General features: G+C 65.1%; 9 protein-coding genes. 5 read left to right on the forward strand and 4 right to left on the reverse strand.

Annotated features, from left to right (window positions below; genetic code table 11):
* Positions 1 to 64: 64 nt before the first annotated feature.
* On the forward strand, positions 65 to 1,435 hold the full coding sequence (locus tag AAA969_RS12980; RefSeq protein WP_338246475.1) for a DUF1800 domain-containing protein: 1,371 nt from the start codon (positions 65 to 67) through the stop codon (positions 1,433 to 1,435).
* A gap of 9 nt (positions 1,436 to 1,444) precedes the next feature.
* Positions 1,445 to 2,608: a DUF1501 domain-containing protein gene (locus AAA969_RS12985; RefSeq protein ID WP_338246476.1), complete on the forward strand. Its 1,164-nt coding sequence runs from the start codon at positions 1,445 to 1,447 to the stop codon at positions 2,606 to 2,608.
* Here the strand turns inward: AAA969_RS12985 and argE are convergent.
* A complete protein-coding gene (gene argE / locus AAA969_RS12990) occupies positions 2,605 to 3,774 on the reverse strand; it encodes an acetylornithine deacetylase (protein ID WP_338246477.1) in 1,170 nt (389 codons plus the stop codon). The two genes, AAA969_RS12985 and argE, sit on opposite strands and share 4 nt — an antisense overlap.
* 128 nt (positions 3,775 to 3,902) lie before the next feature.
* Between argE and AAA969_RS12995 the strand changes: the two genes are divergently transcribed.
* Both AAA969_RS12995 and AAA969_RS13000 read left to right on the forward strand, forming a co-directional pair.
* Positions 3,903 to 5,429: a TadE/TadG family type IV pilus assembly protein gene (locus tag AAA969_RS12995; protein ID WP_338246478.1), complete on the forward strand. Its 1,527-nt coding sequence runs from the start codon at positions 3,903 to 3,905 to the stop codon at positions 5,427 to 5,429.
* 93 nt (positions 5,430 to 5,522) lie between these two features.
* Positions 5,523 to 7,079 (forward strand): pilus assembly protein TadG-related protein, encoded by a 1,557-nt coding sequence (locus AAA969_RS13000; RefSeq protein WP_338246479.1) that lies wholly within the window; start codon positions 5,523 to 5,525, stop codon positions 7,077 to 7,079.
* A 62-nt stretch (positions 7,080 to 7,141) separates the two neighbouring features.
* On the opposite strand, the gene AAA969_RS13005 is transcribed toward AAA969_RS13000, so the two are convergent.
* The 3 genes from AAA969_RS13005 to AAA969_RS13015 form a co-directional block, all read right to left on the reverse strand.
* The gene (locus AAA969_RS13005) at positions 7,142 to 7,747 is read right to left on the reverse strand and encodes an FKBP-type peptidyl-prolyl cis-trans isomerase (protein WP_338246480.1); all 606 of its coding nucleotides are present in this window, start codon (positions 7,745 to 7,747) and stop codon (positions 7,142 to 7,144) included.
* A gap of 123 nt (positions 7,748 to 7,870) precedes the next feature.
* Positions 7,871 to 10,735 (reverse strand): M16 family metallopeptidase, encoded by a 2,865-nt coding sequence (locus AAA969_RS13010; RefSeq protein WP_338246481.1) that lies wholly within the window; start codon positions 10,733 to 10,735, stop codon positions 7,871 to 7,873.
* Between the two features lie 85 nt (positions 10,736 to 10,820).
* A complete protein-coding gene (locus tag AAA969_RS13015; RefSeq protein WP_338246482.1) occupies positions 10,821 to 12,680 on the reverse strand; it encodes a dipeptide ABC transporter ATP-binding protein in 1,860 nt (619 codons plus the stop codon).
* A 240-nt stretch (positions 12,681 to 12,920) separates the two neighbouring features.
* Here AAA969_RS13015 and AAA969_RS13020 point away from each other — a divergent pair, with 240 nt between their 5' ends.
* Complete coding sequence (locus AAA969_RS13020; protein WP_338246483.1) at positions 12,921 to 16,355, forward strand: PAS domain-containing protein; 3,435 nt, start codon at positions 12,921 to 12,923, stop codon at positions 16,353 to 16,355.
* The last annotated feature ends 5 nt before the right edge of the window (positions 16,356 to 16,360 follow it).

Here is a 16,360-nt window from a genome sequence, read left to right on the forward strand (position 1 = left end):
CGCGCCGCGACGGATATCCGATGCCGGTCCGTATAATACCCGGGACCGACGCGGGAGAGGCGGCATGAGCGGGATCGAGACAGCCATCGCGGTGACACGCTTCGGCATGGGCGCGCGACCAGCGGAAATGGCCGCGATCGGCCGCGACGGTCGCGGTTGGCTTGTCGACCAGATCGGCCGCTCCGATCCACTCGATGCGAGCGGACTGCGCACCGCCCGCGAGGCCATTCTCTATTTCCGGCAGGAATACCAACCCCGCCTTCAGGCCATCCAGGACGGCACCGCCACCAATCCCGACACGGCCCAGGAAGAGCTCGGCCGCCTCCTGAGATCAGGCTCGGCCGCCCATATCGCGGCACGGACAGGGCTGGGCCTTCGGACAGCGACCGGCTTTTCCGAGCGCTGGATCCGCTTCTGGTCCAATCATTTCAGTGTCGCCATGACGTCGCCGCCCATGGCCCTGCTCGCGCCCACCCACGAGATGGAAGCCATCCGCCCCAACGCCTTCGGCCGGTTCGAGGATCTGCTCCTTGCCGCCGAACTGCATCCGGCCATGCTCTTCTACCTCGATAACGCCCTGTCGGTCGGACCCAATTCCCGTCCCGGACGACGCCGCGGTCGCGGCCTCAACGAAAACCTGGCCCGCGAGACGCTCGAGCTGCATACGCTTGGGGTCGAGGGCGGATACAGCCAGGAGGACATTATCAGCCTCGCCAAGCTGCTGACCGGCTGGACCATCGGCAACGAGCGGTTGCAACACAGCGCCGACCAGATCGGGCGCACGGTCTTCGACGCGCGTATTCACGAGCCGGGCGCGCAGACCCTGCTCGGTCAGCGCTTCGGCGGGACGGCGCGCGACAAGGCGCCCGACGCCCTGCGCATGCTCGCCCGCCAGCCACAGACCGCGACCTTCATCGCCACCAAGCTGGCGCGCCACTTCATCGCCGATACGCCGGACGCCGCCGATATCGCGCATATCCGGGAAAGCTTCGTCCGCACTGAGGGTGACCTCGCGGCGCTGGCCCGCGCGGTGATCACCGCACCGGGCGCCTTCGCGCCGGAGCCCCGCAAGTTCAAGACTCCCGAGGAGTATCTGGTCTCGGCCTTCCGCGCCCTTGATATCAACCGGCTGCAGCCCCGCGCCCTGGGCGCCTCCCTGCGTGCCCTCGGGCAGGTCCCCTTCCGCGCGCCCTCGCCGGCAGGCTGGCCGGATACGGAGAGCGAATGGGGCGGACCGGATGCGCTGATGAAACGTCTCGATTTCGCCAATGAACTGGCCCGCCGGGCCGGCGCGAATGCCGCGCCGCGCGAACGCGGACCACAGATTCTCGGCGACAGGCTGCAGGGCGGCACGGCTCTCGCCATTGCCGCCGCCGAGTCGGCCGAACAGGGTCTGACCCTGCTCCTGATGTCCCCCGAATTCCTGCGCCGCTAGGAGACAGCCATGACCCGTTTCAGACCCGACCGACGCGAGCTTCTGGCCGGCGCCCTCGCCACCGGCGCCCTGACCCTGGGCGGCACAAGCCTCGCCCACGCCCGGACGACAACCGACCGCAAGCTTGTGGTTATCATCCTGCGCGGGGCCATGGATGGCCTCGCCGCCCTGATCCCGGCCGCCGAACCGCGCTATCGCGAGCTGCGCCGCGACCTCGCCATCTCCGGCGGGTTCGATGTCGGTCAGGGCTTCAGCCTGCATCCGCGCCTGGCCAATCTGCATCAATCCTGGAGCGCCAGCGAACTGGTCCTGCTGCCAGCGACCGCCACCGGCTATCGCGAGCGCTCGCATTTCGATGGCCAGGACTATCTCGAAGCCGGTGGCCCGGTGATCCGCGATGGCTGGCTCAATCGGGCCCTGCAGATCTCCACTGACGGCCCTGCGGCTGTCGCGATCGGCCAGACCGTCCCGCTCATCCTGCGCGGCGAGGCCGCCACGACCTCCTGGTCACCGGGCATCCTGCCCGACCCCAGCGACGGTACGATCGGCCGGCTGATGGACCTTTATGCCGGCGATCCGCGACTGGCCGAGACCCTGGCCATGGCCGTCGAGACCGATGCCATCGCCGGTGAGATGTCGATGACCGGCATGGCCGGGGGCGGACCGGGCCAGGCCTATCTTCAGACCGCACGGGCCGCGGCCAACCTGCTGTCCGCACCGGACGGGCCGGGCCTCGCCGTGATCAGCCTCGATGGCTGGGACACCCATGTCCGCCAGGGCAGCGATGACGGCCAGCTCGCCAATCGGCTCGGCGCCCTCGACGAAGCGCTCGGTATCCTGCGCGACGGGCTTCAGGCACACTGGTCGTCGACCGCCGTCCTCGTCATGACCGAGTTTGGCCGTACCGTCCGGGCCAATGGCTCCGGCGGCACCGATCACGGTACGGCGGGCACGGCCTTCCTGCTCGGCGGCGCCGTCCGCGGCGGCCGCATCATCGGCGACTGGCCCGGCCTCGACACACTCCATGAGGACCGCGACCTGATCCCCGCCAACCGTACCGAAGACCTCTGCCGCACCGTTCTGGCCGAGCATTGGGGTCTTGATCGCAGCGATCTGGACCGGCGGGTATTTCCCGATCTCGGAGGCGGCGGGTTCAGTGGGCTGATCGGCTAGCCCTCCAGCACCCGCACCATCTTTTCAAGGAAGACGCAGCACTGGTCGAGTTGGTCGATGGCGACGAACTCGTCGGGCTGGTGGGCCTGGCTGATCGAGCCGGGGCCGCACACAACCACACTCAAACCGGCGGCCTGGAACTGGCCGGCCTCGGTGCCGTAGGACACGACGCGGGTGGAATTGTCGCCGGTCAGCTGGCGCGCGAGACGTTCCGCGGCGCCCTCGGTTTCCGGCGCGAAGGCCGGCACGTCCGAGCGCACGCGGACCTTGATCGAGGCCTCCGGCGCGCTTTTGCGCATCTCGGCTTCGATCTCGGCCGCGCGCTCACGCAGACCGGCCGCGATGGCGTGCGGGTCATCCCAGGGACAGGGCCGCATCAGCGTGCCGAACTCGCAATCGAGCGCGAGGATGTTGAGCGCCGTACCGCCCTTGATCTCACCAATGGTCAGCGTGCCATGGGCCGGCGAGAACGGGCTGTCGTCCGGCGCCGCGGCTTCCATCCTGGCGGCTTCATCGACCAGGTATTGCATCAGCGGCACGGCATGGGTGATGGCGCAGGCGCCGTCCTTCACCAGAGAGGAATGCGCCTCGCGGCCGCGCACCGTCACCACCATCGAGAACAGCCCCTTGTGGGCGGTCACGACCTTCATGTCGGTCGGCTCTCCGACCACGACCATGGACGGCTTGACCGGGCCTTCCATGATCCGGTCGATCAGGGCCGGCGCGCCGAGGCAGCCGACTTCCTCGTCAAAGGACAGGGCGATATGGATCGGCTTTTTCAGCGCCGCCGAGGCGATCATCGGTGCCAGGGCCAGGATGCAGGCGGAAAAGCCCTTCATGTCACAGGTGCCGCGGCCATAGAGACGGCCATCGCCCTTGTCGGTCAGCACCCAGGGATCGGACGTCCAGGGCTGGCCATCGACCGGCACCACATCGGTATGACCGGACAGCACCACGCCGCCATCAACCGCCGGGCCGAAGCGGGCGTGCAGGTTGGCCTTCGTGCCATCCTCGTTGGGGATGCGCTCGCAGACCGCTCCCAAGGCCAGCAGCCTGGCCTCGACATGGTCGATCAGCGGCAGGTTGGTTTCGCGCGAGGTGGTATCGAAGGCGATCAGGTCGCGCAGTTCGGCGATGGCGGTGTCGAGCTTTGTGGAGACGGGCATGAGAACAATCTGATCCGTATTTGGCTGTCCCCGTTATGGGGTTTTTTACAGCGTTATCAAACAGCGCTGCGCCGGTCGAACCGGCCGGGGCATACTGGCGGCTTCTCAGTATGGGACCCGAAGACCCGATGTTGCGCCCGATCAAACCGCCAGTGCTGGATGGGTTCGTCAACCGTCTCCGCGCCTTTCCGCGACATCGTCGCGGCAATGTCGCCATGCTGTTCTCCTTGCTGCTGGTCCCGATCACGGTGCTGTCAGGCGGTGCCGTGGACATCAACCAGGCGCTCAACGCCCGTACCCGCCTGTCGAGCGCGCTGGACGGGGCGGCTCTCGCGGTCGGCGTGCAGACCTCGATCGGCGATGAGCGGGCGACCGATCTGGCGCGCGACTTCATCACCGCCAACTATCCCGATCGCGAGATCGGGGCGATCCAGGACCTCGCCGTCGAGATCGACCCGGCGAGCGACCGGGTCACGGTGCGCGCCGCCTCCCGGGTCGAGACCATCATTCTCGGCCTGATCGGGATCGACTACATCACCGTGCATTGGGAGAGCGAGGTCCAGCGCGCCCGAAGCTCGCTCGAACTCGTCATGGTGCTGGACAATACCGGCTCGATGGGCGGCTCGAAGATCGCCAGCCTGCGCTCGGCCGGGCTTCTGCTGACCGACATCCTGTTCGAGGGCGCCGACCCCAACCGCCTCAAGATCGGCCTGGTGCCCTTCTCCTCGACGGTCAATGTCGGCACCGCCTATGAGCGCGCCTGGTGGCTCGACCCGAATGCGCAATCGCCGCTGCATTCGGAGAATTTCAGCCCGGCAGCCAATCGCTGGGACCTGTATGACACGATCCGCAACCGCGACTGGACCGGCTGCGTCGAGGCCCGTGCCATCCCGCATGATATCGAGGACACCCTTCCCGACCCGGCCGATCCGGACACGCTCTTCGTCCCCTATTTTGCGCCCGATGAATCCAGCTATGCGGCCTATTCCGGCTATTCGAACTCCTACCTCAGTGACGGCATGGGCGGTTCGGACGAGCGGGCGCGCATGCGCAACACGCCGAAATATACCAATGCCTGGATCAACTCCTCGAGCCGGGGTCCGCAATGGGGCTGCACCGCGCGACCGATCACCCCCCTGACCAATCGGCGCACCACAATCGACAATGCGATCAGTGACATGATCGCCAGCGGCACCACAAATATTCCGATCGGGATCAGCTGGGGCGTCCGCGCCCTGTCGCCCGGCATGCCGTTCGACGAGGGGGTTGGTTTCGAGGAGGAAGGCACGATCAAGGCGATGGTGGTGCTGACCGATGGCGAGAATGTTCTCAATGGTCGCAACAACCCCAACTACTCCGACTACTCCGGCTATGGCTTCGTCCGGGATGGCCGCCTCGGCGTGCTCTCGACATCGGGCAACACGCTGGGCAATGCGCTCGACGACCGGACGGCGGCGGCCTGCGACTACGCCAAATCGCTGGGGATCCGGGTCTACACCATCACCTTCCAGGTCAACTCGACCTCGACCCGCAACATGATGCGCGATTGCGCCACCCATCCGACCCTGTATTTCGACAGCCCGTCCGAAACCGCCCTGCGCTCCGCCTTCGAGATGATCGCCGGCGATCTGACCAATCTGCGCCTGTCCCGATAGCGCGCGGATTCACACCTGGCTAACCCTGTCGCATAACGCCCCCTTAATCCCAATCCCGTAGGATTTTAGCGAGTTCTGCAATGGATCAACGCCATGCCTTTCAAGGGCCTGTTCAATCTGGGTGCCCGTTTTTGCCGCGAAACCCGCGGCAATGTCGCGATGATCTTTGCCCTGTCGCTGATCCCGGTCACCCTGTTGTCCGGCGGTGCGGTTGATCTCAGCCAGTCCATGAATGCCCGCTCGCGCCTCGCCCAGGCGCTCGATGCGGCCGCGCTCGCAGTCGGCGTCAACACGACGCTGTCCAATGCCGATGCCACCCGTATTGCCAATGATTTCATCGCCGCCAACTATCCCAGTCGAGAGCTGGGCGTGGTCCAGAACGTCAACGTCAACATCGATGACGAGACCGACACGGTCACCGTGACCGGCGAGGCGCGGGTCCAGACCACGCTGCTCGGCATGGCCGGGATCGACTACATCACGGTGCATTGGCAGAGCGAGGTCCAGCGGGCGCGCCAGCGGCTCGAACTGGTCATGGTGCTCGACAATACCGGCTCGATGGGCGGGTCGAGGATCCGCAATCTGCGCGACAGCGCCGAGCTTCTGACCGAAATCCTGTTCGATGCCGCCGATGACCCGGCAGACGTCAAGATCGGCCTGGTTCCCTTCGCGGCGACGGTCAATGTCGGCACCAATTACGAGCGTGCCTGGTGGCTCGACCCGGACGCCCGATCCCCGATCCATGCCGAATGGGCAGGCGGGAATCCGGTCGAGGTCGAAACCTGCACCGGCCGCGGGCGCAGCCGGCGCTGCACGACGGAAGAGATCATTGTGAACCATTGGGAGCTCTTCGATCAGCTCCGCAACACATCCTGGGACGGCTGCGTGGAAGCGCGTCCGATCCCGATGGATATCGACGACACAACCCCCACAGCCAGCGATCCGGAGACCCTCTTCGTCCCGTATTTTGCGCCGGACGAGCCGGATATCGGCAATTACTCCAATTCCTACCTGTCCGACGGTACGGGAGGCGGCGTCAGCACCCGCCTGACCTATCTCGACAAGTACGACAACGGCCGGCCCAGCCGAAACGGACCCAACCGGTCCTGCACCACAACACCGATCACACCCCTGACGACCAATGAGCGTACAATCCTCGATGCGATTGACGACATGGATGCCAGCGGCACCACCAATATCCCGAACGGGATCGGCTGGGGCATCCGGGTCATCTCGCCCGGCGCGCCTTTCACCGAAGGCTCGTCCTACCAGGATGATGAATACATCAAGGCGATGGTCATCCTGACCGATGGCGACAATTTCATGACCGGTCGCAGTACCAACCAGATGTCCGACTATGAAGCCTATGGCTATATCGCCGACGGCCGCCTGGGCCGCCGCTCGTCAAGCGGCAATGTCCTGTCCAACGAACTCGATGACCGGACCGAGGTGGCCTGTGACTACGCCAAGTCCCAGGGCATCCGCGTCTACACCATCACCTTCCAGGTCAATTCCAGCTCGACCCGGCAGCTGATGCAGGATTGCGCCAGCAATCCCAGCCTGTATTTCGACTCGCCCTCCTCGGAAGCGCTGCAGGACGCCTTCGAGATGATCGCCGGTGACCTGACAAACCTGCGCCTGTCGCGCTAGGCGACAGGCGTCGGCAGTCTTCGTCGTGCAACGGACGGGGCAGGGTCCGGACGGGCCGGCAATCAGCCCGGCAGGCCGAGCAGTTCCAGCTCGAAAACCAGCGCCATGTTGGGGCCGATCGGACCACCCGGCGTGCCGCGCATGCCATAGCCCAGGTCGGGATGAATGAAGAGCTCCCAGCGTTCGCCAACCTGCATCAGCGGCAGGGCCTCGACCCAGCCGGCAATCAGACGATCGGACGGGAAGGTGGCCGGCTCGCCGCGCGAATAGGAGCTATCGAACTCCTCGCCATTGAGCAGCTGACCGCGATAGTGAACCGTCACCATGTCACCGCGCATCGGGCTGTCGCCCTCATCGACCGCGGTCCGGATCCGGAAGATCAGACCGGAGGGGAGCTGGTAGACGCACGGCTCGCCAAGGATGTCAGCCAGGTATTGATCCGCCAGCGCGCCGTTCGCGGCCGCGTCGCTGGCGTCCTCGGGAAGATCGACGACCGGGATCGTGGCGCTTTCATCCACAGCGCAGGCCCGCGCCTGATCGACAATGAGTTGGCGGTCGATCAGCTGGTCGAGATTGGGGACGACGCGCTGGGCCAGTTGAAGGCGCTCGCGAACCGCGGCTTCATCGCCGGTGGCGGCTGTGTCGGTCGTGGTGGTCTGTGAGGTCATGGGTTCGCTCGTCATGGAGGTCGAAGACGTTTCGGTGGGCTCGGAACAGGCCGACAGCGCCAGGGCGCAGCAAGTCGCGGCTAGGGCAAAACGGGTCATGGTTTCAATCCAGTCAGCTTGGGATTATTCGGCGTCGCGCGGCAGGATGGTCACACGCCAGCTGCGCTCGGGCGAGAGGTAGGTGGCAGCGAGATCAACCAGCTGCTCCTGGGTCACGGCTTCATAGTCGGCACGCAATGTCCGGATCCGGTCGAGCCGCTCGGGATCGGACCAGGACTGGGACAGCCAGCTCATCCACGCCCCATTGCTCTCCATCGCATTCTCGATCTGCTCGAGTAGCGGCCGGCGGGCCCGCAGGAGCTCGTCCTCGCTGATGGCACCACCGGCAAGATCAGCAGCCAGCTCGTTGATGGCGGTATAGGCCTGGTCGACGGTGTCGATCTGGACGTCAGCGCCGACATAGAGATAGCCGTAGTCCGGATAGACATCCGACTCCGACGCCGCGTTGGAGGCCGAATAGGTCAGGCCCTCCGCCTCGCGCAGGCGCTCGGTCAGCTTGAGGTCGAAGACCGCATTAAGCAGCGACATGGCGCGGCTGCGGGCGACATCGCTATTGTCGAAGGTCGGCCAGTAGACATTGGCGCGGGCCTGGTTGGCGGGACCGTTATGGCGCAGCACAACCGGCTCGGTGACGGCCTCCGGGAAGACAATATTGCGGGCTTCGTCATAAGTCGGCCAGCTCTCGGCACGGGCCGGCAGGGCGCCCAGTGTCGGGGCGAGCGCCTCGATCAGGGCGGCCTCGCTGACATCACCGACAATGGTGACCTCGATCGGCGCGCGCTCCAGCGCCGGCGACAGGTAAGCCTCGATCGCGGCCATATCGACGCCGGCCACCTGTTCCGGATCCGGCAGGCCGTAGCGGTCGTCACCCGAGCGGATCAGGCGCGACACCTCGGCCGACATCACGCCGCCCGGGGTCGAATAGGAATTGCGGCGGATTTCCGGGATCAGGGCGCGGAACTGGTCGAGCCCTTCCTGGCGCCAGCCCGGATCGCTGACAAAGGCGGTCAGCAAATCCATCTGGATCCGCAGATCGCCTGGAGTGGTCCGGGTATTGAAGCTGAAACTGTCATCCCCGACATTGAAGCTGTAGCCGATATTGCGCCCGGCGAGGACGCGGCCCAGATCGTCGGCGGAGTGCTCACCCAGACCGGCGGCGGTGAACACCGAACCGGAAATGATGTCGACCGCCGGGACCGCCCGCGGCTCCAGCTCTCCCCGACCGAAATCGAGACGGACACGCACGGCCCGGTCCTCGAATGTGGTCGGCTTGAAGGTCACCGCGACACCATTCTCGAAGCGCAAGCGGACGAGACCGAGATCCTCGACCTCTTCCCGGGAGGCGATCGTACCGGCCGGACCGAAATCGGTATAGGCAAAGCTCAGTTCGCCCTGGTCTTCCGGCGCCTCCACGGCGACCTCGGCGCTGGCTTGCCAGGTCTCGATCAGGCGGCCCTGCGGATTGTCCATTTCGACCGACGTGGCGAGAAAGAGCAGTGGCTCGGCGCCGTCCCAATGCGCACGGAAGGCCGCGCTCACGGCTTCCGGCGTCACCTCATCGAGCGTGGCCTCGAAACGCTCCAGCATGGATTGCGGAGTGGTCAGGACCTGATCGGCGCGCCAGTTCGACCAGATCTGGTCGGACAGGCTTGAAGTCTGGCGTGTCCCCGCCTGCTCGGCACCATCGCGCAGGGCCGTGTGAAGATTGGCGATCTGCTCGTTGAGCTCGGCCTGGGTGAAGCCATGCTCCAGCGCCCGGCGCAATTCCTGCTCGACGACCGCCACGCCCTCTTCCCAGCGCTCCGGGCGGGCAATGGCCAGCACCGTCGCCCGGTCGGCAAGACCGAAATCGGTGGCATGATTGGCCGAGGCCTGGATCAGCGGCGAGGTGCCCGAACTGGTCAGCGTCGCAAATCGGCGCCCCAGAATGGCATTGCCGATATTGGCGAGATTATTGTCGAAACGGGACGCGACACTGTCGAGAACGGGGGTATGCGGGCGGACGGCGTCGACCGTGAAGATGGTGTAGATTTCGGGATCGTAGAAATAGCCGGCCGAGATCGGACGATCATCGGAGACCGGACCCAGATCCGGATCCGGGCGCGGGTTTTCAATCCCCTGCCAATCGGCAAACCGGGCCTCGATCCGGGCGACGGCCGCTTGCGGGTCGACATCGCCGACGACCACAATCATGCCGCGCTCGGGCGTGTAGAAATTCTCGTAATAGTCGACGAAGCGCTCACGCTGCGCGGTTTCGATGACCTCGGTGGTCCCGATGGCATCGCGATCCGGGATCAGCGTCCCGGGCAAGCGGAAGCGCCACAGCGCATTGTTCCAGCGCCGGATCGGCGTGTTGCGGACGCGCTCCTCGGACAGGATCACGCCGCGCTCGCGGTCAATCGCCTCGGGGTCGAGCAGCAGCTCGCTGGCGGTCTGGCGCATCAGGAAGAGCGCGGTCTCCAGCGCTTCATCACCGGCGTCGGGCAGATCGAGCTGATAGCCGACCGTCTCGTAGCCGGTGAAGGCATTGGTATCGGGACCGAATTGCAGGCCGTAGCGCTCGAGAAGGGGCACCATCTCGCCTTCGGGAACCTCGGTGGAGCCGTTGAAGGCCATGTGTTCGATGAAGTGGGCCAGACCGCGCTGGTCATCCGCCTCGCCGAGCGAACCCATGTTGAAGGCCATGCGCACGGAGGCAACATTGGGCGGGGTCTGGTTGGCGCGAACCGCATAGCGCAGGCCGTTCTCAAGCTGACCGTAGGTGATGGCCGGATCGGCGGGAAGGTCAGTGACCTCATGCACAAAAGCGTAATCGGTCGGGATCGAGACCTCGGTGGCCGGCGCATCCTGGGCCGGCTGACAGGCCGACAAACCGAGCACCAGCGCAATCGCCGCGACGCCCATTCCCTTACCGAATTTCACTGCCATTCCGGCTCTCCCCAAGCACGATTTACCGTCCGGAACCTAGCGGTGTCCGGCCCATTGTCGAGTGAATTAGCTGCAAAGTCCGGCGTCAGCCCGTGACCCGCTCGAACGGATCATGCTCGGCGACCCAATGCCCCTCGGCGACTTCCATCAACTGCGGCCGGTATTGTTCCGCGTCAGGATCGTCGACCAGCCTGGACTTCATGAAGCGAAGCTGGGCCCGCGTATCCATCGGCGACGGCAGCTCACCATCAAGCTTGACGCGGACGCGGGCCTTCTCGACCACCGGATCAGGAACCGGGACCGCCGAGATCAGCGCCTGGGTATAGGGATGGCGGGCATCCTCGTAGATCCGGGTGCGGTCGGCCAGCTCAACGATGCGTCCGAGATAGAGCACCATGACCCGGTGCGAGACCTCACGCACGACCGAGAGGTCGTGCGAGATGAAGATCATCGACAGGTCCATTTCCTGCTGCAGCTTGATCAGAAGCTCGACGATCTGGGCCTGGATCGAGACGTCGAGTGCCGACACGGCCTCGTCGCAGATCACCAGCTTGGGCCGCAGGATCATCGCACGGGCAATGCCGACGCGCTGATTCTGTCCGCCGGACAGCTCGTGCGGGTAGCGGTTGATCATGTTCGGGTCGAGGCCGACCTTGTCCATCATCTCCTTGACCATGACCTCGCGCTCCTTGCGCTTCATGGCCTTGCGGAACGTCAGCAGCGGCTCCTCGATCGAGGCCCCGATCGTCATCCGCGGATCGAGCGAGGCCAGCGGGTCCTGGAAGACGATCTGGAATTCCTCGCGGGTCTTGCGGACTTCATTACGCGACAGGCTCAGCAGGTCACGACCGATCCATGACACGGCCCCTTCCTGGGCCGGCACGAGCCGCAGGACGGCGCGGGCCAGGGTCGACTTGCCACAGCCTGACTCGCCGACCACGCCCAGCGTCTCGCCCGGCTGCAGGTCAAAGCTGATCCCGTCGACGGCGCGCAGGGTCTTGTAGGTCGGGAGCAGACCGCCGGAGACCTGGATCGGGAACTGGACCTTCACATTGTCGACCGAGAGCAGGGGCGCGGCATAGGCGTCACCGGCCACCGGCTTCAGGGCGGTATGGCCCGGCCGGTCGGGACGGTCGAGGCGCGGCATGGCTTCCAGCAGCATGCGCGTATAGTCGTGCTGCGGATTGGCGAAGATATCCTCGATCTTGCCACCTTCGACATAGACGCCGTGCTTCATGACCTGGGCCCGGTCGGCCATCCGCGCCACCACACCCATATCGTGGGTGATCAGGGCCAGGGCGGCGCCGGTTTCACGCTTCAGCTCGTCCATGATGTCGAGCACTTCCGCCTGCACCGTCACGTCGAGCGCGGTTGTCGGCTCGTCGCAAATCAGCAGGTCAGGCTCGCACAGCATCGACATCGCGATCATCACGCGCTGGCGCATGCCGCCGGACAGTTCGTGCGGATACTGCGCCAGGCGGCGCTTGGCTTCCGGGATGCGGACGCGGTTGAGCCATTCGAGGGCGCGGGCCTGGGCATCCTTGCCGCGCATCTTCATGTGGATGCCGAGCACTTCCTGCATCTGGTCGCCGACCGTCATGTGCGGCGTCAGCGAGGTCAGCGGGTCCTGGAAAATCATCGTCATCGAGCGACCGCGGACACGATTCAGCTTGCTGGCGGGCAGGCCGAGTATCTCCATGTCGCGATACTTGATCGAGCCGGTCGCCTTGCCGTTGGAGGCCAGAAGGCCCATCGCCGCGAGGAAGGTCTGACTCTTGCCCGAGCCTGATTCACCGACAATCGCGAGGCATTCGCCGGCATTGATCTCCAGCGACACACTCTTGACGGCCTCGACCTCGCCGTCCGGGGTCTGGAAATTGACGCTCAGGTCGGAAACCTGAAGAATCGGCGCCGAAGCGGACGTGGTCTCTTTGGCCTTGGGCACAATAAAACTCCCCAAATACTCGATGACCGGGGAGCATATCGACACAATTGCGCAAGGCCAGCCTCGTTCTCATCCCCAACTGCCCGGGCCTTGGAACGTCTTTGCGTGACGACTGCGCTGCGCAAATGCTAAGCTTCCACACTATCGAACCTTTTCAATCCGGACGCGACGCGCTCAAACTGTCTCACCCTTTTCGTCCAAGAGGCCACGGATGACACAAAGCGCCGGAGCATTGCCGCGATGACCGCACGGTCTGCCGACATGCAACGGGCATTGTTTGCCAGCTCCCCGCTGCCCATCCTTGTCCTCGATGCGCGTGGCGCCATCACCGCGATCAACGCCGCTGCATCGGAACTTCTGGGCTATGACCGGGCCGAGCTGGCCGGCAAGCGGGCGCAGATCGTGTTCGCCGACCCGCGGGCCTATGACCAGCTCGAGGACGCGGGCTTCGATATACCGGACGGCCTTTCGGAAGGTCGGTTTACGGCCCGCTACCGCACCCGCAACAGCCGTGTCTTCGACGGCGAGACCGTGGCGACCCGGTCCGCCGCCGACGGGACGACGGACGCCTCCATCCTGCTCTTCATCCGTGACGTCACGGCCGAACTCACGCTCAAGGCCCGGCTCGAGGCCAGCGACATCCAGCTGCGCGCGGCCCTCGCCTCGGCCAATGAGGGGGCTTTCTCGCTGAACCTGGTGACACGGCTCGGGTCGACCCGTGGCTTTATCAACGAGTTCATGGGCATCTCGTCCGCCGACGCGACCATCTCGCTCGAGCGCTGGCTGGAAATCACCCACGAGGAAGACCGCCCCCGCCTAGCCCAGGCCATCGAGGAACAGCGCACCAACCCGACCCGGCCTCTCGATATCATCTTCAAGGCCCAGCGCGTCGACGACGCCTGGCGCTGGTTGCACATGCGCGGCAAGGTCACCGAGTTTACCCGCGAGGGTCACGCCCTGCGGATTTCAGGCGTGGTCGCCGATGCCACCGAACGCCAGGAGCTGGAAGTTCAGCTGGCGGCGCGCGAACGCCAGTTGGCCGACGCAATCGAATACGGGTCCAGCGGCGTCTGGGAGGTTAACCCGAAGACCCTGGAAGTCACTCCGATCGGGCCGATCCGGGGCATGCTGGGCGTTTCCGATGACGTCGAGACGATGGATGGCGATATCTGGATGGATCGTATCCATGACCACGAACGGGGAAATCTCGCCCGCCAGCTCGAGGCCATTGCCGAAGGCCGGGCCGAAACGCTGGATGCCGAATACCGCCTGCTCGACGCCCGTTCCGATGAATGGATCTGGCTGCGCTCTCGCGGCGGCCTGAAACCGAACACTGATCCGCCTTTGGTGGTGGGGGTCCTGCTTGACATCACCGAGCGCAAACAACTCGAGTTGAAGCTTGTCGAGACCGAACGGCTGATGCGCGAAGGCCTGGCAGGGGCCAATGACGGGGCCTGGAGCCTCGACATCGCGAGCGACCGCCTGAGGGTCTCCGGCCTGCTGTCCCGCCTGCTTCAGGTCGAGGATGGCGAAGTGGTCGACTTCAATGACTTTTTCGCCCTTTTTCCGGACGAGACCGTCACCGTTGCGCGCGACCGCTTTGGCCAGTTCACCAACCAGACCCGTGATCAGACGGGTCCCGGGAGCAGTCAGAGTCTGGGTCGTTTCCGGGTGGTCGGGCCGGACAGCGCCGAAGTCTGGCTGCGGTCGCGGGGACAAGTGGTGGAATGGACGGCGGACGGACGTGCCGCCCGCGCCGCCGGCATCATCAGCAACATCACCGAGGAGCGGCGCCTCGAGCGCGCACTCGCCGAGAGCGACCGGCGGCTGCGTGAAGCCCTTCTGGCCGCCGGCGAAGGCGCCTGGCGGATCAATCTGAAAACCCGGATCTGCGAAGCCAGCGCCATCATTTCCGAAATGATGGGACTGCCGCCCGGCAATGCACGGGTCACCTATGACGACTGGGCCGCCCGCATCCACCCCGATGACGCCGCCGACGCGCAGCGGGGCTTTGACGCGCTGATGTCGAGCAGGCAGGACAGTATCGACCGCGTGTTCCGCTACCACTCCGACAAGGCCGGCTGGATCCGTGTCCACAATCGCGGCCGCGTCTCCGAACGCGACGAAAACGGCACGCCGACGGCCGCAACGGGTTTCATCGCCGACATCTCTGAACGCCTGTCCACCCAGGAAGCCCTCGCCGATCGCGAACAACAGCTCTTCGAGGCCGTGCAGGCGGCAGCCCTCGGCACCTGGCGGATCGACCTGAAGGCTCAGACCATTGACCTTCGCGGCACCATCATTCCGGAATTGTATGGTGACGACGTCGCCCGTACCATTCCGATTGCCGAGTGGCGAAAGCGTATCTGCAAGGACGATCTCATTGCCCTTGATGCCTCGGTTGCCCATCTCTTCGCCACGCCCGGCGCCCAGGTCGATGACCAATACCGGCTGAAAGACCTGCACGGCGAGGACGTCTGGTATCGCTCGACCGGGCGCATCGTCGAGCGCGACGCGCAGGGAAAGCCGACCGCGGCTTCCGGTGTGCTCTGGAACATCGACGCGACGCGTCGTCTCGACAACCTGATGGCCGAGGAACGGGCCCGCTTCGAGCGCATTTACCGCGCCACACCGGCCATGCTGCACACGATCGACGCCGACGGTTACATCGTCGAAGTCAGCGATTTCTGGCTGTCCAACCTCGGCTATCAGCGCGAGGAAGTGATCGGTCGCAAGTCGACGGAATTTCTCGATGAGGAGTCTCGCGAGCGGGCCATTTCGGTTGAATTGCCGAATCTGTTCCAGAGCGGTCACAACATCAACACGCCCTACCGCTTCCTGCGCAAGACCGGTGAGCCGGTCGACGTCCTGCTCTCATCCTTCCTGGAACGCGATGCCGAGGGCCAGCCGCGGCGCAGCTATGCCATCCTGAATGATGTCTCGGAGCTGAGGGCGGCCAATCAGCAACTGGAGCGGACCAATCGCGAACTCGACCGGTTTGCAACCGTGGCCTCGCACGACCTGCAGGAGCCCCTGCGCAAGGTTGCGGCTTTCTCCTCACTGGTGAAACGGCGCTATTCCGACAAGCTGGATGAAGACGGTGCCCGCAGTCTGGAATTTCTCGCCGATGCGGCCCAGCGCATGCAGCGCCTGATCCACGACCTGCTGACCTATTCCAAGCTCGCCAGCCAGCCGCTGAACTTCACGGAGATCGATACCGCCGCACTCGTCTCCGAGATCGCCGACCACCTGGAAACGGTCGTCACGGAGAGCAGCGCCCGGATCACGCCAATCGAACTGCCGGTCATCCTGTCCGATCGTGTGCTGCTGACGCAGATCCTGCAGAACCTGATGTCCAATGCGGTCAAATACCGCGGTGAGGCCAATCCGGAAATCGCCATCGAGGCGGTCGAAACCGATACGGGCTGGCGCTTTACCGTTGCCGATAACGGCATTGGCCTCGACATGCGCTTTGCCGAGAAGATATTTGCCCCCTTCCAGCGCCTGCATGCGCGCGAGGAATATCAGGGCTCGGGGATCGGCCTCGCCGTGGTTCGCCAGGCTGTTGAACGGCTGGGCGGCGCGATCCATGTCGAGTCCGAACCCGGACTCGGATCGAGCTTTGTTTTCACCCTGCCACGCACGCCACCCCGGACCGGGCCGGACAGCGACTGACGGCC

The sequence above is a fragment of the Maricaulis maris genome, from assembly GCF_036322705.1.
Taxonomy (GTDB): domain Bacteria; phylum Pseudomonadota; class Alphaproteobacteria; order Caulobacterales; family Maricaulaceae; genus Maricaulis; species Maricaulis maris_B.